Here is a 23,316-nt window from a genome sequence, read left to right as displayed (position 1 = left end):
CATGTCGCGCCGGCGCGACAGATTCCAAAAAATTTCGGCCTGTCACATACCTTACTCTGCGGTCCCTTAAATTTCGGGCCATCGCGCGACCTGACCAAAGAGCACGGCGCTGCGATTGCCTAATCTTTATTGGAGAAAGTCTTGAACAAGAAACTATTGACCGCCGCTACCCTCGCCGTTTTCGCAAGCGCCGCCCACGCGCAAAGCAGCGTCACGCTGTATGGCGTGATCGATGCCGGTATCAGCTACGTGAACAACTCGAAGACCGCTACCGGTCACGACAACCTCTTCAAGTACGACGACGGCGTGGCCCAAGGCAGCCGTTGGGGCCTGCGCGGCACCGAAGACCTCGGTGGCGGCCTGAAGGCGCTGTTCGTGTTGGAGAACGGTTTCAACAGCGGCAACGGCACGCTCGGCCAGGGCGGTGCGATGTTCGGCCGTCAGGCGTATGTCGGTCTGTCGAAGAACGACATCGGCTCGCTGACGTTCGGCCGCCAGTACTCGTTTTCGACGGACTATCTCGGCGGCAACTACTCGACCGGCGGCCAGACCGTCGCGGGTAACTACGCTTATCACATCAACGACGTGGATCAACTCACGTCGAGCCGCATCAACAACGCGGTCAAGTTCAGCAGCGCCAACTTCCACGGCTTGACGTTCGGCGCGATGTACGGCTTCTCGAACCAGGCCGGCGCATTCGCGGGCGCGCCGGCAAGCGGCACGACGGCTGCACCGGTTGCAGGTTCGTCGCGTGCGTACAGCTTCGGCCTGAACTACGCGAACGGCCCGTTCGGCATCGGCGCGGCGTACACGGACATCCGTTACCCGAGCCAGTCGACCCCGTCATTCTCGACGACCATCGCCAACGTCGCGACCGGCAACGTCCGCGATCTGCGCACGTTCGGTGTGGGCGGCCGCTATTCGATCGGCGCGGCGACGCTGTGGGCGTTGTACACGAACACGCGCTTCGAGACGATCAGCGGCGGCGCGACGACGTTCGCCGCCTATGAAGCGGGCGCGAAATACGCGTTCACGCCGGCCTTGACGGCAGGTGCGGGCTACACGTACATGCACCTGAGCAATGCGAACCGCGGCCACTGGAATCAGGCTGACCTGAGCATCGACTACGCGCTGAGCAAGCGCACGGACGTGTACGCACTGGGCATCTACCAGATCGCCGCCGGCCGCAACGGCACCCAGGATCTGCAAGCGCAGATCGGTTCGAGCACGAGCTACTTCAACACGTCGGGCACGGGTGCGGACAACCAGCTGGCGTTCCGCGTCGGTCTGCGTCACAAGTTCTAAGCGGGTCTTGCAGGCGAGGAACGTAGGTTCCTTGCCGTCGCGAGGTTGTGAAAAACGCCCCTGCGGGGGCGTTTTCATTATTTGCGCGAGCGCGGAACGGCGGCTGAGCACCCAACGATAAATCGCATACTGAACGATTACATAAGTTCGTCGATGAGCGACTGCGTGTCTCGGATCAGATCGTTTCGCCATGACTGAGTTTGTATCAGCACCATGAAGATCAAATCAGTCAGCGCGTTTTGCGCCGTGCGTGAGGAAATGGCGGAACTGCGCCACTGATCCTCTTCCGCCAACGTGACGAGAGACAAGTCGGCCAGCGCACGAAGAGGATTCTCCACCGGATTGGTCAAGGCGATGACGCGGGCTTTGCGCTGCTGAGCGACGCGTGCGGCGTCGAGAATCTCTTTCCTGCGCCCCGAATAAGAAATCGCCACCTGAATGTCCTGCGGACCCAGCGTATTGGCGATGCTGAGCTGGGCATGGCTATCCGGGTCGATCAGGGCGATCACTCCGATTTTAAGGAGCTTGTGCGCAAAGTCGCTCCCCACTGTCATGGAGCCACCGAGCCCGGTAATGTGCACGAACCGCGCTTCACTCAGCGCCGTCACGATCTTTCCCAGGATCTCGTAATCGACACTACCGGTGGTCTCGACCAGTGCGCGAATCTTCTCCTGCATCAATTTTCGCGCGATCGTGGGCGCGTCGTCGTCGCTGTTGATCGCGTTGTGCAGCGGGAAGTTCGTTGCCACGGGAAGCTGGATGGCTTGCTGGCGACCCGACTCCTCGCTCAGCGCGAGGCGAAAAGCCGTCATGCCCTTGAACCCGATCTTCTGGACGAACTTGACGATGCTGGACTGGCTGACCGCTGCTAACTGAGCAAGCTCACTGGACGAAATTTTGGAAATGCGTTCCTGGTGAGCGAGGATGGTCTCGGCGATCTTCAGTTCGCTGGGTGAAAATTGACTGCGAGACTGAGCGATCTGGTTGATTATCTTCATCGGATCAGGTGCTGGTTGCGCGGGATGCCGCGTGTCGTATTTGTGCTTGCCCTAAGCGACGGTCGATTCGCGTGCTCTGCTGCTGGTGCCTTCAGCGGTAGGGCGATGTTAACACGGCAACCGAGGGGCGCCGGTCCCTATGCATAGCTGGTAGCGGCACGAAAAACAGACAATTGCCGGCGCACGACGCGGCTCTTTTCCTTGCGCCATGAAGCCATGTTTGCGGTGATGCCGTGATGCGTTGATTGCGAAGCGATGCGCCAGCGCCGAAGCGAGATCGTGGCAAGCACTGCGATTGCGCTTCCTCACTGGCGACACCGATCCGCCTCGACAACGATCTGAAAGACGCAGCTAACTTCAACGCGTTTAAACCTCCCCGCTCCCCACGACCTTGAACGGGTGCCCCGCGTGCCTTGCGCGGGAATGCCGCGACTGCTTGCCGGGCGATTTCCATGCTCGCGCCTCGGCGCTCCTGGCATCCCTGACACTCGATCCACACTTTTAATGTTTACCTTGCCCGGCTCAAGGAATAAACTATTCCATATGAACGAATAATGGAATAACAGGACTATGGACATGCCGCGGATTCAACTACATGACTTGATCACAGAACAACGCAATCCGGCCAGCGAGCAGATCGATCGCGTGGATACGCTGGCCATGCTGCGCATCCTCAACCATGAGGACCAGAAGGTCGCACTCGCCGTTGAGGCAGTTCTACCGGCGGCCGCGGCGGCGGTCGATGTCATTACCGAAGCCTTGTCGCACGGCGGCCGCCTGATTTATGTCGGCGCCGGCACGTCGGGACGTCTGGGCATTCTGGATGCCAGCGAATGTCCGCCTACCTTCGGTGTCGCCCCGTCGGTCGTTCAGGGACTGATAGCCGGCGGCACGGCTGCCATGGTGGGCGCCGTCGAGAATGCCGAGGACGATGCCGAAGCGGGCCGGCGTGATCTCGAGCAGATCCGATTTTCTGAGCGAGACATTCTTGTCGGAATCGCTGCGAGCGGACGCACGCCGTATGTCATCGGCGCCATGAAGTGGGCGGCCTCACTGGGCGCCCGCACGATCGCCGTCACTTGCAATCCGACCGGCCCGATGGTCGCGCTGGCGGATATCGCCATCACCCCCGTGGTGGGTCCCGAGGCGGTCACCGGCTCATCCCGCCTCAAGGCCGGAACTGCTCAAAAGCTGGTTTTGAACATGCTGTCGACGGGCGCCATGATCCGATTAGGCAAGGTGTTCGGCAACCTCATGGTGGATGTCGAAGCGACCAATGCAAAGTTGGTCGAGCGACAAATCCAGATCGTCATCGCGGCCTGCGATTGTTCCCGCGAGCGTGCGCGCGAGGCCGTCAATGAGAGCGGCAGACAGTGCAAGACAGCCATCGTGATGATTCGCGCCGGAGTCGATCTCCATGCGGCGAAAGCGGCGCTGGCCCGGACGAAGGGGCACGTTCGAGCCGCCCTGCTGGCCCTCGATGCAAATCGACCACATTCCAAAAGCACAATCCACAGAGAGAAGACCTGACGATGCAAAGCATTAACGAAACAACAGCACAAGAAATATTAGATGCTATTGGTGGGCCGGCTAATGTGGTTCGTTGCAGCAATTGCATGACTCGCCTTCGCTTTGTTTTGGGCGGGCAAGACCGCGTTGACACGGCAGCATTAAAACGGATCGCCTGTGTCCAGGGCGTACTTGCCGCCGCGGATCAATTGCAGGTCGTCATCGGGGCGGGCAAGGTGCAGCGCGCCGCGGACCTGGTCAAGGAACTGCTGGCGAAGCACGAGTCAAGGGCGGCCCCCGAAGCGCCTGTCGACAATGCCGCGGATCAATTGGCCGCGGTCGCGCGCGATAACAAGAAGGCCATGAAAGCGCGCCACGGAACGCGGATTCATCAGTTCCTGAGCAAATTCGCGACTATTTTTACGCCGCTGATCCCCGGCTTTCTTGGTGCGGGGCTGTTGCTAGGGGGCGCGACACTCATCGAACAGGCGATGCTGGCGAATGTCCTCGATCGGAATCCCACGATCGTGCATCTGGTCGCATACATGAACGTGTTCGGCAAGGGACTGTTCGGCTTTCTGGGAATTCTGGTCGGCTATAACACCCAGCAGGCCTTTGGCGGTTCAGGGGTAAATGGCGCGATCCTCGCGTCCCTGTTTCTGCTCGATTACGGTTCGACCGGCAGCGGCAGTTTTCATGCGGGAATCCAGGACTTCTTCGGTCTTCAGATCGATCCGCGCGGAAGCATCATCGGCATTCTGATCGCGGGCATAGCGGGTGCATGGATCGAGCAGCAGATAAGGCGGCGAATGCCCGCCAACCTCGACATGATCCTTACCTCGCTGCTCACATTGCTCATTGCCGGGGCGTTGACGTACGTGGTCATCATGCCTGTCGGGGTCCTGCTATTCGACGGCATGTCGTGGTTATTCGGGCATCTGAACGACAATCCGATTGGTGCCGCGTTACTGTCGGGGCTGTTCCTGATTGCGGTGATGTTCGGCGTCCATCAAGGTTTTATCCCGGTGTATTTTGCCTTGATGCAAAGTCGCGGCTTCAATTCGTTGTTCCCGATTCTGGCGATGGCGGGCGCGGGTCAGGTGGGCGCCGCCATCGCGCTTTATGTGAGAGCGCCGCGAGAATCGGTTTTGCGCAAGCAAATCAAAGGAGCGATCGTGCCCGCATTACTCGGTGTCGGCGAGCCGCTCATTTACGGCGTCACGCTCCCTCGCGTCAAGCCCTTTATTTCCGCCTGCTTTGGCGGTGCGGTTGGCGGCTTTGTAATCGGGTTGTTTGCATGGTTTCATTTCCCGATCGGCCTCAATACGGTATTCGGCCCCTCGGGCCTCGTATCGCTGCCGTTGATCACATCCGATCACGGAGCCCTGCCGGCCATGGCTATTTACCTCGTCGGCATTTTCTCCGCTTACCTCGCCGGATTCGCGTTTACGTACGCGTGGGGATGTCGCGACGTCGACATGACGTGATCGATCGGCCTCCGCACATCGCCCTCCTTTCCTTCCATTGAACGCTTGAATTCATCACCTGGGTGCGGGTGTGATTTCAAGCGGGCTCCTGCTGGCCCGGGCATGCAAATGAATTGGGCCCGCGCTGCAAATACAAACAAATTAAATCTGGAGATAGTTTGAAAAAGATAGTGTTCCTGGTTGGCATCTCGAGTCTGTCGATCCCCGCAATGTCCCAAACCGCACCGAATAGTTCCATGACGTTTTATGGCGTGGCGGAAGCACAGTTTGGAAGCTTTCGGAACCTCGTTGCGGCGCCGGTATCGTCAGCCAATCCGTTCGGTGTGACGGCGTCTCCGACGGCGAGCATCGGTGCGATCCCCTACGGCATCAATGCGTCGAGGTTCGGCATCAAGGGCGTCGAGAATCTCGGCAACGGAATGTCCGCCACGTTTGTGCTCGAAACACAGAACTCGCTCGCGGACGGCTCCATGCCTGCGCGTCTTTTTCATCGGCAAGCCAATATCGGGCTCACGGGGGGCTTCGGTCAGATTCGTCTGGGTCGCATCTACTCCGCCTGGAATGACGTCGCATCCAACGCGGCGCCTGGTTACGGAGACACATACGATCCATTCGTGCGCGTATGGCGAATCGCGGGGCCGGTTCCGCTCGGTTCACCGGTTCCGAGCGCCAGCGGGCAAGTCACGGGGTTATCAGGGGCTGTTGGCGCCAACAACGTTGTTGGAGACCCAAACAATTGGTCGCATGTGCGGATGGATAACTCCATTCGCTACGATTCACCGAACATGGGTGGGGTCACTTTATCCGCTCAGGTCGGCATGAATGATCCGAGGAAAACAATTACCGCAAGCACCTTTGCCATCGTCTATGCGCGCGACCGGATCCGCGCCGGCCTCGGCTATTTTCGCCAGTCGACCGCGAGCAATTACGACCCCGCCACGCAACGCTATGATCCAAACCGGTTGAAGACGGGAAATCTGACAACGCTTACCGGTGCGTTCAACTACGACTTTGGCGCCTTCACATTGATGACAATGGCAGGGCAGTCCCGATACGACCTGTACTCCCTGGGCGAGCGGGTTTCGTCTACGGAGTGGTCGATTGGGGCGAGTGTTCCACTGGGTCAGTGGGTATTGAAACCGAGCGTGGCGGGCAGTAACAGCAAGCGTCTTCCGAAGAGCGACATCGGGGCGGGAATGGAGGCCATCTATAACCTGTCAAAACGCACGTCGCTCTACGCTGCCTATAGCTATAGCTACTACGGCGAACTGCTTCATGGACAGCCCGTGAAGTCCAGCTATATTTTCGCAACGGGTGTTCGTCACTTCTTCTGAGCGGCGCGTCGCCGCTTCAGCGTTGCGGGTCGGGCCATCTGTCCCACCATGCCTCGCGCATCGCGCGTTCGAGGTCGTCCACGTAGTCGGTCACCACTTTTTCGTATTCCGCGGTGTTCGCTTCGCAGTCGGACGGATTGCGTTTGCCCTGCGCCTTGCGAATAGCGGAAACGCTCGTGTGCAGCACCGTCATCTCGTCCCACATCGCGCGGGAACGGCGGGTGTCGTCGTCGTTCATCATGGCTGATCCATCTGGAAGCGCGGCATGCCGGGCCGCTGCGTTAAAACGGGCAATGCGTCATCAACTCAGCCTGATCTTCGGCTGAACCAGTGCGTTGATCTGCTCGGCGGTCCACATTAGCCCCGCTCTGCCGAAACCGTGAAGCGCCTGCTGATGACGTCGATAGAGCATGGCATGGCTCAATTGCGCGAACCGTCCGCGAATGAAGCCGCCGGGGAAGAAGCCGAACCGTCCGAGTGTGCCGAAGGCGCCGTAATCGCTTAGCGACACGAGCGAGCCGAAGTCCCGAAAAGCGAACTCCGGCATCGGCGCGCCCGTCAGCCATCCAGGCAGATGACGGGCCAGATGCTCCGCCTGCTGCGTGGCCACCTGGGCGGTGGGCGGCAACGGCCGCTCATGATTCTCCGGCGTCAAGCTCGCGCAATCGCCGAGTGCGAACACGTGGTCGTCGCGGATGGACTGAAGCGTTGCGCCGATCACGATCTGATTCGAGCGGTTGGTTTCCAGCCCGGCCAGTTCGCTCAGGAAGTCCGGCGCCTTGACGCCCGCCGCCCACACCATCAGATCGGCTTTCACCAGACGATCGTCGCCGTGACGGAATCCGTCCTCCTGCGCCGCCGTGACGCGCACCGAGGTGAGCACGCAAAAGCCGATGTGTTCGAGTTGCTGCTGGGTCGATGCGGAAATCGCCGGCGGAAACGAGGCGAGCACGCGCGGGCCGCTTTCGAGCAGCGTGAGACTCAACCGGCTGCGCAGCGTGGGATCGCCGTAGCCTTGCGCGATTTCGAGCACCCGGCTCAGCTCGGCGGCGAGTTCGACGCCGGTGGCGCCCGCGCCGACGATCGCGACGCGCAGTCTTTCGTCGCGCACCACCGCGCGCAGCATGCGCGCGCGCAACACGCCGTTGAAGGCTTCGGCCTGCTGCTGGCTGTCGATGAAATGACAGTGCTGCCTCACGCCCGGCACCCCGAAGTCGTTTGCCCGGCTGCCCAGCGATAGCACCAGCACGTCGTAGGGAACCGCTCGCGCCTCCAGCACCAGCTCGCCTTCGGGCGTCCTGACTTCGTTGAGCAGGACTTCCTTGCGTTGCCGGTCGAGTCCGCCCATCTCGCCCGGCTGCCAGGCGAAGCGGTGCGCGCTCGCATGCGCGAGGTAGCTCACCTGCTGTTGCTTCACATCGCGCGTGCCGGCCGCGATGGTGTGCAGCATCGGCTTCCAGATATGCGTGTGGCTGCTGTCGATCAGCGTCACGGACGCCTCGTGCGAATGCGCGAAATGGTTGCCGAGCCGCGTGGCGAGCAGAATGCCGGCGATCCCGCCGCCGACGATGACAATGCGTGTTGCGTTGGACATAACCGTTCCGTGTTGATTACGGCTCGCGAATTCCGCGCGAGGGCGAAAGACGCATGCCGCTTCGGTGCAGCTTCAGTGCGCAGCTTCGGTGTGCAGCTTCAATGCGCCTGCGACGTATCGGCGACCCGCGTCGGTTTCGGCGCGAGCCACACCGCCAGCGCGGCGAAAATGAAACATGCGCCTGCAATCGTGAAGAGCTGATTGGTCGCGAGCATCACGGCCTGCGACTGCACCACGTCGCTGATCTGCGCCTGCGCCTGACCCGCGCTCCAGCCCGAATTCGTCAGCATGGTCGAGAAGTGGCCGGCCTGATCGACGAGTCCCGACAACTCCGCCCGGTCATACTTCGTGCGGTCTTCCCACCCGGTATTGACCAGCGACGTCGCAATCGCGCCGCCGAAGGTCCGGCAGAAATTCATGAGCCCCGCCGCCGATGCCGTTTCGGGTTCCTCCACGCTGCTCAGCGCGAGCCCCGTGAGCGGCACGAAGAAGAACGGCAAGCCGACGCCTTGCAGCAGCAGCGGCAACGCCACTTGCCAGAACGTCATGTCGGTGTTCGCGTGCGTGCGCCACAGCGTGACCGCGCCGAGCCACATCACGCCGGCGAACACCAGCCAGCGTCCGTCGAACCGGGACGACAGGGTGGCCGCGAGCGGCGCCGAGAGCACGGCGAGGATGCCGGTCATCGCCGTGGCGCACCCCGCCCACGTCGCCGTGTAGCCCATGTAGCTCTGTAGCCACAGCGGCGTCAGCACGGTCGCGCCGAAAAACGCGCCGAACGCCAGCGTGATCGTGATCACGCTCGCACTAAAGCCGCGATGACGAAACACCCGCAGATCGACCACGGGATGACGGTCCGTCAGCTCCCAGATCAGGAACGACGCGAAGCCGATCGCCGCGATGATTGCGAGCACGCGGATTTCCGTCGACGCGAACCAGTCGTGATCCTTGCCTTCATCGAGCAGGATTTGCAGCGCGCCGACCCATACGACGAGCAGCGCGAGACCGATGGCGTCGATTGGAACGCGCATCAGGCTTGTCTCGTAGCGCTTGAGCAAACGCCAGCCGAGATACCCGCAGATCAGCGCGACCGGAACGTTGATGTAGAAGATGTACGCCCAGTGCATGCGGTCGCAGATCACGCCGCCCAGGATCGGGCCCAGCACCGGCGCGACCAGCGTCGTCATGCTCCACAAGCCGATCGCCGCGGCCGCTTTCTCTTTCGGGAAAATGCGCAGCAGCAGCGTCTGCGACAGCGGCATCAGCGGCCCGCCGGCGAGTCCCTGAAACACGCGGAACAGCACCAGCATTTCGAGCGAAGTCGCCATGCCGCACAGCGCCGAACACAGGCCGAACATGATCAGCGACGTGATGAACACGCGCACCGTGCCGAAACGGTTTGCCAGCCAGCCGGTCAGCGGCACCGTAATCGCTTCGGCCACCGCGTAGGACGTGATGACGTAGGTGCCCTGGCTGGACGACGCGCCGAGCGCGCCGGAAATGGTCGGCACCGACACGTTCGCGATCGTCGTGTCCAGCACCGCGACGAAGTTGGCGGCGGCCAGCAGCAACGCCGCGCCGATCAGCATGCCGCCGCTCAGCGGCGGCAACGGGATGTCCCGCGTTTGATGCGTTTGACTGGATGACATGGTCGGCGCGGCCTCAGCTTGCGGGCGTCGCGTTGTCGACGCCGCCGTCGCGCGTATCCACGGTCGCTTCCATCGACAGGCCGACGCCCAGCGGATGCGCGCGCAGATCGGCCGGGTCGATCGCGACCCGCACCGGTAGCCGCTGGACCACCTTGATCCAGTTGCCGGTCGCATTCTGCGCGGGAATCATCGCGAACGCGGAGCCCGCGCCGCCGGCCAGTCCGGCGACCTTGCCGTGATAGACGATCTTGCCGCCGTACAGGTCGGACGTCAGTTCCACCGGCTGACCGATGCGCACCTTGTCGAGCTGAACTTCCTTGAAATTCGCGTCGACGTGCAGCGAATCCACCGGCACGACGGACAGCAGCGACGCGCCCGGCTCGACCCGCTGACCCACCTGCACCTGGCGGCGCGCGACGACGCCGTCGACCGGCGCACGCAACACCGTGCGTTGCAGATCGACGCGCGCCTGGTCCCGCTTTGCGCGCGCGAGCAGCACTTCGGGATTGGTGTCGACGGTGGTGTCGGCGAACAGCACCTTGTTGGCGTCCTGTGAACCGATGGCCGCCGCACGGCTCGCCTGCGCCTGCAAGGCGTTGGCGCGGGCCGCCATCAGCGCCGCCTGGGCGCTCGCGAACGAGGTCTGCGCGTTGCTGAGTTCCTCCCCGGACACCGAGCCGGAATGCGCGAGCGCTTCGCGGCGCTTCAGGTCGATCGCCGCGCGGTCGAAATCGGCCTTGGCCGACGCGATTTGCGCGTTCATGCGCGCTTCGTCGGCGGCGCGCGCCGCCACCTGGGCGGCGAGCCCGGCGTCGGTCGCGAGGTAGCCGCGCACCTTGCGCTCGGCGCGCCCCACTTCGGCTTCGGCCTGTTCGAGCGCGAGCTTCGCATCGGTGTCGTCGATCACGACGAGCACGTCGCCCTTGCGGACATGCTGCGTGTCGACCGCGGCGACGCGCTGCACGATGCCGCTCACCGACGGGGTGATCGACGCGATCTCGGCCGCGGTGTACGCGTTGTCGGTCGACACGTAACGCGAGCCGATGAAGTACCAGTAGCCGCCATACGCGAGACCGGCCAGCACGATGACGGCGCCCAGCAAGGCGAACAGCTTCTGGCGGCGAGCGACGGGCGCGGCGGCCGTTGTGGTCTTCTCGCCGGCATAGGTCGAATGGTCGGCGCTCGGCATGGACGGCGCGTCGGCCGCGGGGGAATGGCTTTGAGACATGTTCTGGTCCTTGGGATCAGCTTTGATTTTTCGGGTTCGCTTGGGGGTTCGCTTCGGGGTTCGTTGCGGCGGCGGACGGCGTGGTGGTTGGTGCATTGGCCGGTGCGTTGGCCTGCGCGTCAACCTGATAACCGCCGCCGAGCGCGCGCACGAGCGAAACGTCGAGCGTGAAGGTGCGCGAGCGCATGTCGGCGAGCTGGCGCTCCGCGCTCACCAGCGTGTCGGCGGCGCTCAGCACGTCGAGATAGCCGGACAGTCCGCCCTGATAGCGCTCGAGCGCCACGCGATGCGATTGCGCGGCCGCGTCGTACGACGCTTGCGTCGCCTGCAACCGGTCGGTGAGCGCGCGTTTGCTGACGGCGACATCGGCGACGTCGCGCAGCGCCTTGGTCAGCGTTTCGTCGTAGTTGGCGACGGCTTCCTCGTAATTCGCGCGCGCGCCGCGCAACTCGCCGCGCAAGCGGCCGCCGTTGAAGATGGGCAGCGTGACGGCCGGTCCGACATTGCCGACCGCCGAACCCGCGCGCGTCAGCATGTTCAGGCCGAGCGACTGGAAGCCGATCATCGCGGAGAGGTTCACGTTCGGATAGAAGCCGGCCTTGGCGACGTCGATCCGCTTGCTCGCGGCTTCCGCGCGCAAGCGGGCGATCACGACGTCGGGACGGCGGCCCAGCAGGCCGAGCGCGAGGTCGGCGGGCATGCCGGCCGGCTGCGCCAGATCCACCGCCGGACGGCCGATGGCGAGGCCACGGTCGGGACCGTCGCCCATCAGCGCGGCAATCCGGTTGCGGGTGAGCGCGATCGATTCGTCGAGTTCGAAAAGATCGGCGCGCGCGCTTTGCTGCTTCGATTCCGCCTGCTTGACGCCGGCCTGCGTCTCCAGTCCGTTGGCGAAGCGTTCGGCGAACAGTTGCGCGGACTGCGTGCGTACCTTGACCGCCGCTTCTGCGCTGTCGCGTTCGGCGAACTGGCGCGCGAGATCCGCATACGCATCGGCAATCGACGCCGCCAGCACCATGCGAGCCTGGGCAGCATCGGCGCGCGCCGCGTCGAGCTCCGACGTGGCGGCGGCAAGCGACGCGCGATTCTTGCCCCAGAAGTCGATCTCGTAGCTGAAGTTGAGTTCGGCGGAGCCGTATGGACGCCAGCCGCGCGGCACGAAGGCGGGCGGCACGCCGTTGTTGTAACTCTGCTTCTGCTTTTCGACCGACCCTTGCGCGCTGACTTCAGGCAACAGCGCGGCGCCCGCTTCCTGCGCCGACGCTTCGGCATTGTGCAGACGCGCCTGCGCGGTGGCCAGGGTCGGCTCGCCCTTCAACGCTTCGGCGATCAGCGCGTTCAACTGCGCATCGTTGTAGCGCAGCCACCATTGTTCCGTGGGCCATGTGGATGGCGCGTCCTCGCCCGCGCCCGTGCCGAAACTGCGCGCGCTCTCGTAGCGGCCCGCATCCTTTGGCGACGGCTTTGGCGGCATGTCGGGAAATTGCGCGCACGCGCTCGCCAGCACGCTGACGACAAGCGCCGCGACGAGCGTCATGGCCGGTTTCGCGGTTCGTGCCGAACGCGCCCTCTCTCCGATTACCGCAGCTTCTTTCACGATCTCAGTCTCGTCCTTAACAATACCGTGCAGTTTAGTTATGCGGATGTTGGCGTGTCAACTAAAATAAACTGACCGGTTCAGTTTTTAGGGGCGAAGTCCGGCAACGGCCTTTGGTAACATCACGCACGGACAGATTTCATGAACCTTCCGGCAAAGCACAGGAAAGCCTCGGGAATGAGAAAGAAAACGGAAGAAAAGCGGCAGGCGATCGTCGACGCCGCATTTGAGGTGTTCAGCGAAACAAGCTTCGAGCAGGCGTCGATGTCCGACATCGCGGCGCGGGCCGGCGCGTCCAAGGCGACGCTGTACGGCTATTTCCAGTCGAAGGAAGAGATGTTCTTCGAAGTGATGCACGAGTGCGCCGCGCACGAAATCAAAGGGGCGTTCGCGCTGCTCAAGACATCGGTGCCGATCCGCGAGGCGCTGACGAGCTTCGGCAAGCACTATCTGATCGCCATCCTCAAGCCGCAGTTGCTCGCGGTACGGCGCCTCGCCATTCATGAAGGCGGCCGCTCGCATGTGGGCGCGCTGTTTTACGAACGCGGACCGAAACTCGGCTGGCAAACGGTGGCGAACTTCCTGCAGCAGTCGTGCGAAGCGGGCCACTTGCGCAAATGCAATGTCACGGTCGCGACGGCGCATCTTCGCGCGCTATTCGAAGCCGAGCTGGCTGAGCTGTGTCTTCTCGGCGTGCCGACGGACACGTCGGCACGCAACATTACGCAAGTGGTGAACCGGGCGCTGGACGTTTTCATGGCTGCCTATGGCGGCAGCACCGAAAAAAGCCGCTAGGCCCCGATCCTCCGAAACCCGGCATCCTGATGGGCTCTTCCTGCCGTTCGGCCGGTAACGGCGGCGAGAAAGTCGCACGATTTCCGGCGTTCAAACTCTGGTACGCTGCGCCCTTCGCAACTGCTTGCATCGAACTCGATGGAAACTCCCTTCAATGATCGTGGCGTGTCGGTCACGCGCAACGCACTCTCGTCCGCCGGTCAGGTTTTTCCGCTGCGCGACATCGTGAGCGTGCAGGTCGTCACCGTGCAGAAGAACAAGGTCTTGCCGCGCGCGATCTCGCTCGTCGGTGTCGTCGGCGCGCTTGCCGGCGGGATTCTGAATTCGCCGGCGGGCATGGTCTGCGGCACGATGCTGATCGTGGTGGGCTGGCTCACGTGGCTGACCCAGGACGTCACGCATCGTCTGATGGTGCAAACCGCCAACGGCGAGCGCGAGGCGCTGTCGAGCACCGATCGCGAGTTCGTCGAGCGCGTCGGCGCGGCCGTGGACGAAGCGAAGGCGGAGGCAGCGCCTAACGCTTGAGTCGTCGTCCAGGGGATGCTTGACCTGGATCAATGTTTGCGCAGGCGCGTCGCCAGCCGCGCGGCTCACCCGCAAACGTCGACACATCTTTGCAATTGAGCTTGGGTGGCCGTGTAGAGTCGCCGCTCCTCTCATCGCGTGTTCCCGCCCCGCAGGCCCCGCAAGCGTCCCGGTTTCCCCGCTTGACACCGCGGCAATCCACTGAGATTGCCGCCCGTGCTGTCTCAGTGCCGTCTACCGGTCAGCTCACGATGCATCGCCTTCGCCAGGGACCCGCATTTTTACAAAGCGTGATCCTATGTCCCTGTCGTCTCCCGATGCCGCACGCCGGCACCCGCTTCATCGTTTCCGTCATCTGGGCGCCGCGGCGCTCGCCGTCACCGGCGCGCTCGTCGCGCTGAGCGGCTGCTCCACGACGTTCCCGGTTCCCACCCCGCCCGCCTCGACTGCCGCGCTGATCAACAACGGCAACGACGGCCTGCTGATTCCGCTGCAAGTGGAACGCGCCGATCAGGGTCACGCACGCCTCGGCCTGCCTGTCCAGATCGACGGCAAGCCGGTGTATCTGGCGCTCGATACCGGCACACAAGGCGTGCGCGTGTTGAAGTCGGTCCTGCCCGGCAGGAGCTATCCGAACGCCGGCCCGGCGAGTTCGCTGCCGCTCACGAACGGCGCGCAGATTTCCGGCGCGGCGGTCAAGGTGCCGTTCAGCATCGCGGGTACGAAGCCGGCGCAGATCGACGCGCAGGCGGTCGACCAGGTGAAGTGCCAGGAAAACGCGCGGCGCTGCGTGGGAATGGACGGCTACACCGCCGAATTCGGCTGGGCGTTCTCGGGCCTGTTCGGCGTCGGCGCGGCTCAAGCGGACGACAACTGCTGCACGCAACCGCTGCGCGCATTGCCCGGCAACATCGGTCAGCGGTACCTGGTGCATGCGAACTTCACCAAGCCGTATCTGGTGCTGAGTCCGTCGAACGCGCTCACGAAGGACTACACGATGGTGCCGATGACGGTCTCGAAAGACGGCACGGCGCAATGGCCGCGAGCCTGCGTGAACGTCGGCGACAGGATGACCTTTTGCGCGCCGCTGGTGTTCGCCACCGCCAGCACGCAGATGATCCGCGTCGAAATGGACAAGGCGCCGAACTGGACCGGTGACGACGAAGTGGGCAAGGTGCTCAATCAGGGCAACTACAACGTGGCGCTCGGCACGGGCAAATGGCTGCATCGCTATCAGGACGCGCAAGTCGAGATCGTCAAGGCAAAGCCGGGCGCCAACCGTATCGTGATCGGCCTGATGGGCATGCAGAACATCGACGTGCTGTTCGATTTCCCGCGCGGGCAGTTGGGCCTGTATGCCGCGAGCGAGACCGAGACGCTCGTGCAGTGACATTCGGTAAACGCTCGGCGATATTCAGCGGGCGATAAAGAACAAAGGCCGTGCGAAAAATCGCACGGCCTTTGTTTTTCATGCGAGCGCGCGGAACATAATCCGCGCAACCCTGCCTTCAAATCACGCCATATCGAGCGGACTCACCCGCCAGATATCGCGCGCATATTCGCCGATCGTGCGGTCCGACGAAAACTGCCCCATGCCCGCGACGTTCTCGATCGCGCTTTCAGTCCACGCGCGTTTGTCGACGAAGCGCGCATCCACTTCGCGCTGAGCCTTGGCGAACGCGGCGAAGTCGGCGAGCACCATGTAGTGATCGCCCCAGTCGACCAGCGTGTGAAAGATGTCCGAAAAGCGCAGCGGATCGTCAGGCGAGAAAAAACCCGTGCGGATCTGGTCGAGTGCCATGCGCAGTTCGGGATTTTCCTCGTAGAGTTGCCGCGGCCGGTAGCCGGTGGCGCGCAGGCTGTCCACTTCGTCGGCGGTGTGGCCGAAGATGAAGATGTTCTCGCGCCCCACGGCATCGCAAATTTCGATGTTCGCGCCGTCCATCGTGCCGATCGTCAATGCGCCGTTGAGCGCCAGCTTCATGTTGCCGGTGCCCGACGCTTCCGTGCCGGCCATCGAAATCTGCTCCGACAGATCGGCCGCCGGAATGATCAGCTCCGCCACGCTCACGCCGTAGTTCGGCACGAACACCACCTTCAGGCGGTCGCCCACCAGCGGGTCGTGATTGATCGTCTGCCCCACGTCGCCGATCAGCTTGATGATCGTCTTCGCCATCCGGTACGCGGACGCCGCCTTGCCCGCGAACATCACCACGCGCGGCACCCAGTCGCGTTCCGGGTTCGCGCGAATCTGGTTGTAGCGCACGATCACGTGCAGCACGTTCAGCAGTTGCCGCTTGTATTCGTGAATGCGCTTGACCTGCAGATCGAACAGCGCGTCGGGATCGAAATGCAGCTTCGTGTGATGCGCGAGCCGCTGCACGAGCCGCAGCTTGTTCTGCCGCTTCGCCTCGCGGAAAGCCTCGACGAACGCGCTGTCGCCGCGCAGCTCGCGCAGTTGTTCGAGGTCGAACAGATTGCTGCGCCAATGCCGGCCGATCTGCTGATCGATCAGCGACGACAGCGACGGACTCGCTTGCGCGAGCCAGCGGCGCGGCGTGATGCCGTTGGTCACGTTGGTGAAGCGGTCCGGATAGATGCGCGCGAAGTCGGCGAAGATGTCGCGCGTCATCAGTTGCGAATGCAGCTTGGAGACGCCGTTCACCTTGTGGCTCGCGACGATCGCCAGATAGGCCATTCGCACGCGCCGCTGCCCATATTCGTCGACGAGCGAAATGCGGCGGATCATCTCGGCATCATGCCCCGACTGCTCGCTCACATGCTTGAGAAAGCCGGCGTTGATCTCGAAGATGATCTCCAGATGTCGCGGCAACAGGCGCGCGAGCATCTCGACGTCCCATGTTTCGAGCGCCTCGGGCATCAGCGTGTGGTTCGTGTACGAGAAGATCTTCGTGACGTGATGCCACGCCTTGTCCCACGGCAGGTGATGAACGTCCACGAGCAAACGCATCAGTTCGGGAATCGCGAGCACCGGGTGCGTATCGTTCAGATGCACCGCGACCTTTTCGGAGAAGCGCCCGAAGGTGCTGTGCGTGCGCTGATAGCGGCGAATCAGATCCTGCATGGTCGCCGAGACGAAAAAATATTCCTGGCGCAGCCGCAGTTCGCGGCCCGCGGGCGTCGAGTCGTCGGGATAGAGCAGGCGCGAGACGTTCTCCGACATGTTCTTCGTGTCGACCGCATTGCGGTAGTCGCCGCGATTGAACGCGCCGAGGTCGAGTTCGTCGGTCGCGCGCGCCGACCACAGGCGCAGCGTGTTGGTCGCGTCCGTCGCATAACCGGGGATGACGGTGTCGTAGGCGGTCGCGTTCACGTGCTCGGTGTCGATCCATTCCACGTGTTCGCCACGCTGCACGGTGCGCCCGCCGAAGTGCACCATGTACTTGATCTCGGGCCGCGGAAACTCCCACGGATTGCCCGCGCGCAGCCAGTAGTCCGGCGCCTCGACCTGCTCGCCGTTGACGATTTCCTGACGGAACATGCCGTACTCGTAACGGATGCCGTAGCCGAAGCCCGGAATGCCGAGCGTCGCCATCGAATCGAGGAAGCAGGCCGCGAGCCGGCCCAGGCCGCCGTTGCCGAGCGCGGCGTCCGGCTCGATATCGGTGAGCGCTTCCATGTCCACGCCGAGACTCGCGAGCGCTTCCTTCATCTGATCGTGGATGCCGAGCGCGAGCAGCGCGTTCGTGAAGGTCCGGCCGATCAGGAATTCCATCGACAGGTAGTAGACGCGTTTCACGTCCTGTTCGTATTGCAGGCGCGTGGTTTTCATCCAGCGCGCGACCAGCCGGTCGCGCACGGCGAGCGCGGCGGCATGCAGCCAGTCATGCGGATGGGCGGTGACGGCGTCCTTGCCGACGCCATACATCATGCGATTGGAAATTGAGCGCCGTAGCGCGTCGACGGTACTGTTGAGCTGGTCGAATTCCAGATCGACGGCTGTCATCGAAGCCTCCGGTAAAAAGACGCGGCATGCGCGGACCGCACAGATGACGGGCGGGAGGCGCGTGCCGGTCAGGCGGGTTAAAAAAGAGAGTAGGACATTTTACGGCTCGCGGACACCGGCAAGCGCGAGCGCGTGTTCACGCACATGCCATGCCCGCCGTCATCCGCCGGCGCGCGGGTTTTGCGCACGCAGGCGGTGCAAGCGGCACGGGCGCAGCACTGCGCACGTGCATCGGCCCGCAAAGCAGGCAAACGATTGCGGGCGGTCAAGGGCGCATGGGGCGCATAGGGCGCATAGGGCGCAACGCAGTTCGATTATTTTCCGCATGGGTGACGCGGGGATGAATGAGCCGATCGCCGCAAGCCGTGCTCGAATCGGGCTGTCATCGTTGAGTGACAGGTTGTGCCAAAGCGGCTTGCGATGGCGCGGCGCGCGCGCCGATTCGCGGACGCGAGGCGGGCCTGGCCGTTAGTTGCAACAGCGCAAGGCGCAACCGCGCGCCGCCCACTTCCTCCACTCCCCATCTCCCCATCTCCCCATCTCCCCATCTCCCAGCACGATTTCCACGACTCTGTAACAATCGCTACATTCGCCGCGCGGCTCGCCTCGAACGCTGCACCTGGGTCATGCGCGCGCCTCTCCACGTAACCCTGCCACCTGCGCGCCGCATCCTCGACCATGCCGCGCATCGGCATGCCTACCCGCCGAGCCACGCCTTGTCAGAGAACAGCGCCACCGCCGTCCCAATCCTTCCGGCAGACGGCCCCATGTCCGCCGCCAACCGCCGCGCGATGGCCGCGATCATGCTCGCGGTCGCGCTCGCCACGCTCGACACCGCGATCGCCAACACCGCCTTGCCCGCCATCGCGGCGGACTTGCACGCCGCGCCCGCGGCGTCGGTGTGGATCATCAACGCGTATCAGCTCGCGATGGTCGCGACGCTGTTGCCGCTCGCGGCGCTCGGCGACATCGTCGGGCATCGGCGGATTTATATCGGCGGCATCGCGCTGTTCACGCTGGCGTCGCTCGTCTGCTCGCTCGCCTCGACGCTGCCGATGCTCACCGCCGCGCGCGTGCTGCAAGGGCTCGGCGCGAGCGCGATCATGAGCGTCAACACCGCGCTGATCCGCTATCTTTATCCGCCGCATCGGCTCGGGCGCGGCCTCGGCACCAACGCGCTGATCGTCGGCGTGTCGTTCGCGGTCGGGCCGACGGTGGCATCGCTGATTCTTTCTGTGGCCGCATGGCCGTGGCTGTTCGCGGTCAACGTGCCGCTCGGCCTACTGGCGTTGGGCTTCGCGTGGCCCGCGTTGCCGCACACGGAACGCGGCACGCACAACTTCGACCCGGTCGCGGCGCTGCTCAACGTCATCACCTTTGCCGCGCTGATCTTCGCGCTCGGCGAGGCGGCCCAGCGCGCGCCGGCGCAAGTCGTGCTGAGCGCGGCGGCGGTCGCCGTGATATTCGGGCTGTTGCTGATCCGGCGTGAAACGGGTCATCCGGCGCCGATGCTGCCCGTCGATCTGTTCAAGCGGCCGGTGTTCGCGTTGTCCGCGCTGACCGCCGTGTGCTCGTTCGCCGCGCAAGGGCTCGCGTTCGTCTCGCTGCCCTTTTACTTCGAGGACGTGCTGCATCGCAGCCAGGTCGAGACTGGTTTCCTGATGACGCCGTGGCCGGTGGTGGTGGCGTTGGCCGCGCCGCTGGCGGGCGGTCTGTCCGACCGCTATCCGCCCGGACTGCTAGGCGCGATCGGCCTCGCGGTGATGTCGGCGGGAATGGCGTCGCTCGCGCTCTTGCCGGTGCATCCGCACGTGCTCGACATCGGCATCCGCATGGCGATCTGCGGCGCGGGCTTCGGCTTCTTTCAATCGCCGAACCTGAAGGCGTTGATGGCGAGCGCGCCGCCCGAGCGCAGCGGCGGCGCCAGCGGAATCGTCGCGACCGCGCGGCTGCTCGGGCAAACCACCGGCGCGGCGCTCGTCGCGTTGAGCTTCGGTATCGCCGGACGGCATGGTCCGACGCTCGCGCTGGCGGCCGGCGCCTTCTTCGCCGGCGCGGCGAGCCTCGCGAGCGGACTGCGGCTGCTGGCGCCGTCGCATCGCGCGGGGGCGCATGTGCAAGCGTCGGCGAAATAAGAAAAAGCGGGCGTACTGCTGTGACAGTGCGCCCGCTTTTGAATGCTCATGCTCTCGTTCGGATAACGGTTCCTCCCGGCGGACTTTTCAGATCCCGGCCTCGAGAAGCATGCGTCTCTTCGCTCACCGCGCCGCGAAATACCCCTTCACCGCGGCGACAAACGTATCGATATCGGCACGCGACACATCCTTGTGCGTGACGAATCGCGACGCGTACAGCATCTGCGTGAGAATGCCGCGCTCCTTCAGCCACGCTTCGAGCGGCGCGCAATGCTGCTGCGGAAACTGCGCGAACACCATGTTGGTCGCGACCGACTGCACCTTGACCGGCTCGATCGCTTCGAGCCCGGCCGCCAGGTGGGCGGCGTTCGCGTGGTCGTCGGCGAGACGCTCGACGTTGTGATCCAGCGCGTACAGGCACGCCGCCGCCAGCACGCCGGCCTGGCGCATGCCGCCGCCCAGCACCTTGCGCCAGCGGTGCGCCACCTCGATCAGCGCGTGGCTGCCGACCAGCACCGAGCCCACCGGCGCGCCGAGCCCCTTCGAGAAACAGATCGAGACCGAATCGAACGGCTCGCACAGCGCCGCGACCGGCTTGCCCGACGCGACCGCCGCGTTGTAGACGCGCGCGCCGTCGAGGTGGGCCGACAGGCCGCGTTGACGCGCGAGTTGCACCGCCTCGGCGACATACCCCTCGGGCAGCACCTTGCCGCCGATGGTGTTCTCCAGCGCCAGCAGGCGCGTGCGCGCGAAGTGGTTGTCGATCGGCTTGATCGCGGCGGCGATCTTGTCGAGCGGGATCGAACCGTCGGCGGCGTTTTCGAGCGGCTGCGGCTGGATGCTGCCGAGGACCGCCGCGCCGCCGCCCTCGTACTTATAGGTGTGCGCCAGTTGCCCGACGATGTATTCGTCGCCGCGCGCGCAGTGCGCCATCAACGCCGCCAGATTGCTTTGCGTGCCGCTCGGGAAGAACAGCCCCGCCTCCTTGCCGGCGCGCTCCGCGACGCTTGCCTGCAGGCGCAGCACGGTGGGGTCGTCGCCCCAGACGTCGTCGCCCACTTCGGCAGCCGACATGGCCGCGAGCATGGCCGGGGTCGGACGGGTTACGGTATCGCTGCGCAAATCGATCATGGTGAATTCCTGTGCGTCTATCTAGGGATGACAGCCGATCGCAGCCGGCGCGCCGGCTGCGAAGCCACACAGTGTATTCAAATTATTTAAGCGACGCAGCGCCTGGACTCACGCTGAAGGGGTGACGCATGGCGCAAGGTTCTCGCGTGCCGCACGCTCATGCCGCCCTCGCCCTCGCCCTCGCCCTGGCCCAGCCGGGCTCGGGCGAGCAGAACCTTGCACTTCGCTTACCCGCCCGACCTCGGCAGCCACGCCAGCGGATCGACGGGTTGGCCGTTCTGGCGGACCTCGAACTGGATCGACGCCACGCCGCGGCCGTCCACCCCGACTTCGCCGATGGTTTGCCCTTGCGCGACCGCGTCGCCTTCCTTGACGAGCAGCGTGCTGTTCTGCCCGTAGGCGGTGATCAGGGAGTCGTCGTGCTTGATGATGATGAGCGGACCGTACGCTTCGATGCCCGTGCCCGCATAGACCACGCGGCCGGTGGCGGCCGCCTTGACCGGATCGCCGGGACGGCCGCCGATCACGATGCCGTTCGATCTGCCGGGCGCGAACGTTTTCAGCACCGGTCCACGCAGCGGCCACAGCAGCACGCCTTGTTGCGGCGCGCCGGAAGCCGTGGGGCCGGCCGGCGCGGCCGGCGCATTCGGACCGGCGACGCCGACAGGCGGCGTCACGACACTGCCGGACGCCATCGGCGGAGACACGCGCAGCACCTGGCCCGGATTGACGATGGCGTTCGCGGCGAGCCCGTTCCACGCGGCGATATCCTGCGGCTTATGCCCATACGCCGAGGCGATGCCCGCCAGCGTATCGCCCGGATTGACGCGATAGAAACCGGCCGGCACCGGGACCGTGTTGAGGGTGGTCGGGCGGGCGGGCGCATTGCCATAGAACGGCGTGCTGTCCCACGGCATGCTCGTACAGCCCGTGAACATCGCGCCGAGCGCGACCACGGTCAGCATTCGGGTCCCCGTCAATCGCCAGTGTCCTGTCATGTGATGTCCTCGACATGTTGATTCAATCGGATTCAATCAGCCCAGCATTTGCCGTGCCGCCCGGCGCGCGGGCGTGGGCGCGGGCGTGAGCGGCAACCCGCCATTATGCCGCCGGCTACGTTTGCAACCGCGGCGACACGGCGTCGCCGCATGGGCGCTCACACGCTGCCCTCCGCCTCCACCACCAGAATGCGCGCCGCGCCGAGCGGATGCGCCACGTGCTCCGTACCCACCGACGCGTAGAACACATCGCCGGTTTCCAGCACGGTCGACTGCTCGACGCCGCCTTCCCGGTAGCGCATCTCCACGCGACCGTCGAGCACGGCGAACACTTCCTCGCCGTCGTTGACGTGCCACTTGTACGGCTGGTCGGTCCAGTGCAGGCGCGTCGTGATGCCGCCCATGTTGGCGATATCGAGCGCGCCCCAGGCGCGCGTCGCGGTGAAGCTCTTGCTGCGAATGATCTTCATGGCAATGGATGCTCGAAAAAATGCAACGCCGTGGTTCATCATGCGGCGGGCATGACGGGTGGCCCGCCCCGCCGCGATCCGGCGTTTCTGCTGGCCCCATTATAAGGTCCAGGGATTGGCGCGCCCGGCCAGGCGGGCTTCATTCCTGTGAGCATTGAATCATCCGGACCCTCGCCTATACTCAGTCAAATATGCAAGACGCCTGCCGGCGAACCACGAATCTCGCGAGGAATTTGAGGATGAACAACGCCACCTTTCTGGCCGTGCAGCTCAACGTCGACGATGTGACGTCATCGCCCGGTTTGGTCGAGTTGCTGAACACGCACCTGGTTTTTGCCGCGGACGTGGCCGAGGCCGCCGACGCGCTGGTGCAGTTGGCGAGCATCGCGAGGTTGTCGAGCGGCGTGCAGGCGAGCGTCGAGATTCCCGCCGTCGCGATCGAGCGGCTGCGCGAGGCGCTCGACAATCTGAGCGGCTACGACGAGTCCTGGCTGCTTGCCCTGGAGCCGAGCGACGCGCTGTTCGAGGACATCGCCCGCCGGCAACGTACGCTGCATTAGGCCCGCGCTCGCGGCTCGCATCCGCGCTGCCCGC

General features: G+C 64.1%; 20 protein-coding genes. 9 read left to right on the top strand and 11 right to left on the bottom strand.

The window, feature by feature from the left end; translation table 11 throughout:
- Positions 1-141 precede the first annotated feature (141 nt).
- The gene (locus ACTJLC_RS09520; RefSeq protein ID WP_073427290.1) at positions 142-1,305 is read left to right on the top strand and encodes a porin; all 1,164 of its coding nucleotides are present in this window, start codon (positions 142-144) and stop codon (positions 1,303-1,305) included.
- A 137-nt stretch (positions 1,306-1,442) separates the two neighbouring features.
- Here ACTJLC_RS09520 and ACTJLC_RS09515 read toward each other — a convergent pair whose 3' ends face one another.
- Together ACTJLC_RS09515 and ACTJLC_RS09510 are read right to left on the bottom strand one after the other, a co-directional pair.
- Positions 1,443-2,303 (bottom strand): SIS domain-containing protein, encoded by an 861-nt coding sequence (locus ACTJLC_RS09515; RefSeq protein WP_083081259.1) that lies wholly within the window; start codon positions 2,301-2,303, stop codon positions 1,443-1,445.
- Between the two features lie 137 nt (positions 2,304-2,440).
- Entirely contained in the window at positions 2,441-2,593 is a 153-nt protein-coding gene (locus ACTJLC_RS09510) for a hypothetical protein (RefSeq protein ID WP_161553726.1), read from the bottom strand.
- Between the two features lie 286 nt (positions 2,594-2,879).
- Between ACTJLC_RS09510 and murQ the strand changes: the two genes are divergently transcribed.
- From murQ to ACTJLC_RS09495, 3 genes are all read left to right on the top strand, one after another.
- Positions 2,880-3,833 (top strand): N-acetylmuramic acid 6-phosphate etherase, encoded by a 954-nt coding sequence (gene murQ, locus ACTJLC_RS09505; RefSeq protein ID WP_208645260.1) that lies wholly within the window; start codon positions 2,880-2,882, stop codon positions 3,831-3,833.
- A gap of 2 nt (positions 3,834-3,835) precedes the next feature.
- Positions 3,836-5,299, top strand: coding sequence for a PTS N-acetylmuramic acid transporter subunit IIBC (murP, locus tag ACTJLC_RS09500; RefSeq protein ID WP_073427287.1), 1,464 nt, complete (start codon positions 3,836-3,838; stop codon positions 5,297-5,299).
- A 158-nt stretch (positions 5,300-5,457) separates the two neighbouring features.
- Positions 5,458-6,633, top strand: coding sequence for a porin (locus ACTJLC_RS09495; protein WP_440843714.1), 1,176 nt, complete (start codon positions 5,458-5,460; stop codon positions 6,631-6,633).
- Between the two features lie 16 nt (positions 6,634-6,649).
- Here ACTJLC_RS09495 and ACTJLC_RS09490 read toward each other — a convergent pair whose 3' ends face one another.
- The 5 genes from ACTJLC_RS09490 to ACTJLC_RS09470 form a co-directional block, all read right to left on the bottom strand.
- Positions 6,650-6,874: a hypothetical protein gene (locus ACTJLC_RS09490; RefSeq protein ID WP_073427285.1), complete on the bottom strand. Its 225-nt coding sequence runs from the start codon at positions 6,872-6,874 to the stop codon at positions 6,650-6,652.
- Between the two features lie 60 nt (positions 6,875-6,934).
- Positions 6,935-8,227 (bottom strand): NAD(P)/FAD-dependent oxidoreductase, encoded by a 1,293-nt coding sequence (locus tag ACTJLC_RS09485; protein WP_073427284.1) that lies wholly within the window; start codon positions 8,225-8,227, stop codon positions 6,935-6,937.
- A gap of 98 nt (positions 8,228-8,325) precedes the next feature.
- Positions 8,326-9,876, bottom strand: a complete 1,551-nt coding sequence (locus tag ACTJLC_RS09480) for a DHA2 family efflux MFS transporter permease subunit (protein WP_083081263.1) — start codon at positions 9,874-9,876, stop codon at positions 8,326-8,328.
- Positions 9,877-9,889: 13 nt separating this feature from the next.
- Positions 9,890-11,104, bottom strand: a complete 1,215-nt coding sequence (locus ACTJLC_RS09475; protein ID WP_114164257.1) for an HlyD family secretion protein — start codon at positions 11,102-11,104, stop codon at positions 9,890-9,892.
- Positions 11,105-11,120: 16 nt separating this feature from the next.
- Positions 11,121-12,641, bottom strand: a complete 1,521-nt coding sequence (locus ACTJLC_RS09470) for an efflux transporter outer membrane subunit (protein WP_073427281.1) — start codon at positions 12,639-12,641, stop codon at positions 11,121-11,123.
- A gap of 237 nt (positions 12,642-12,878) precedes the next feature.
- Between ACTJLC_RS09470 and ACTJLC_RS09465 the strand changes: the two genes are divergently transcribed.
- The 3 genes from ACTJLC_RS09465 (at position 12,879) to ACTJLC_RS09455 (ending at position 15,411) form a co-directional block, all read left to right on the top strand.
- On the top strand, positions 12,879-13,496 hold the full coding sequence (locus ACTJLC_RS09465) for a TetR/AcrR family transcriptional regulator (RefSeq protein WP_073427280.1): 618 nt from the start codon (positions 12,879-12,881) through the stop codon (positions 13,494-13,496).
- Positions 13,497-13,634: 138 nt separating this feature from the next.
- Positions 13,635-14,021 (top strand): DUF6232 family protein, encoded by a 387-nt coding sequence (locus ACTJLC_RS09460; protein ID WP_073427279.1) that lies wholly within the window; start codon positions 13,635-13,637, stop codon positions 14,019-14,021.
- Between the two features lie 298 nt (positions 14,022-14,319).
- Entirely contained in the window at positions 14,320-15,411 is a 1,092-nt protein-coding gene (locus ACTJLC_RS09455; RefSeq protein ID WP_073427278.1) for a hypothetical protein, read from the top strand.
- A 123-nt stretch (positions 15,412-15,534) separates the two neighbouring features.
- Here the strand turns inward: ACTJLC_RS09455 and ACTJLC_RS09450 are convergent, their stop codons facing one another.
- Complete coding sequence (locus tag ACTJLC_RS09450) at positions 15,535-17,988, bottom strand: glycogen/starch/alpha-glucan phosphorylase (protein WP_073427277.1); 2,454 nt, start codon at positions 17,986-17,988, stop codon at positions 15,535-15,537.
- 767 nt (positions 17,989-18,755) lie between these two features.
- On the opposite strand from ACTJLC_RS09450, the gene ACTJLC_RS09445 reads away from it, so the two are divergent.
- The gene (locus ACTJLC_RS09445; RefSeq protein ID WP_083081273.1) at positions 18,756-20,123 is read left to right on the top strand and encodes an MFS transporter; all 1,368 of its coding nucleotides are present in this window, start codon (positions 18,756-18,758) and stop codon (positions 20,121-20,123) included.
- Between the two features lie 123 nt (positions 20,124-20,246).
- Here ACTJLC_RS09445 and ltaE read toward each other — a convergent pair whose 3' ends face one another.
- The 3 genes from ltaE to ACTJLC_RS09430 form a co-directional block, all read right to left on the bottom strand.
- A complete protein-coding gene (gene ltaE, locus ACTJLC_RS09440) occupies positions 20,247-21,254 on the bottom strand; it encodes a low-specificity L-threonine aldolase (protein ID WP_154872584.1) in 1,008 nt (335 codons plus the stop codon).
- A 227-nt stretch (positions 21,255-21,481) separates the two neighbouring features.
- A complete protein-coding gene (locus tag ACTJLC_RS09435; RefSeq protein WP_154872583.1) occupies positions 21,482-22,252 on the bottom strand; it encodes a peptidoglycan DD-metalloendopeptidase family protein in 771 nt (256 codons plus the stop codon).
- A 158-nt stretch (positions 22,253-22,410) separates the two neighbouring features.
- Positions 22,411-22,722 carry a cupin domain-containing protein gene (locus ACTJLC_RS09430; RefSeq protein WP_073427273.1) on the bottom strand — a complete coding sequence of 104 codons (312 nt, stop codon included), beginning with the start codon at positions 22,720-22,722 and terminating at the stop codon, positions 22,411-22,413.
- A gap of 239 nt (positions 22,723-22,961) precedes the next feature.
- On the opposite strand from ACTJLC_RS09430, the gene ACTJLC_RS09425 reads away from it, so the two are divergent.
- Complete coding sequence (locus ACTJLC_RS09425) at positions 22,962-23,282, top strand: hypothetical protein (protein ID WP_073427272.1); 321 nt, start codon at positions 22,962-22,964, stop codon at positions 23,280-23,282.
- Positions 23,283-23,316: the final 34 nt, after the last annotated feature.

Origin of the sequence: Paraburkholderia sp. 22099, from assembly GCF_052045835.1 — a bacterium.
GTDB classification, from domain to species: Bacteria; Pseudomonadota; Gammaproteobacteria; order Burkholderiales; family Burkholderiaceae; genus Paraburkholderia; species Paraburkholderia terricola.
Note: the sequence above shows the minus strand (reverse complement) of the source record. Positions and strands in the feature narration are given on the sequence as shown.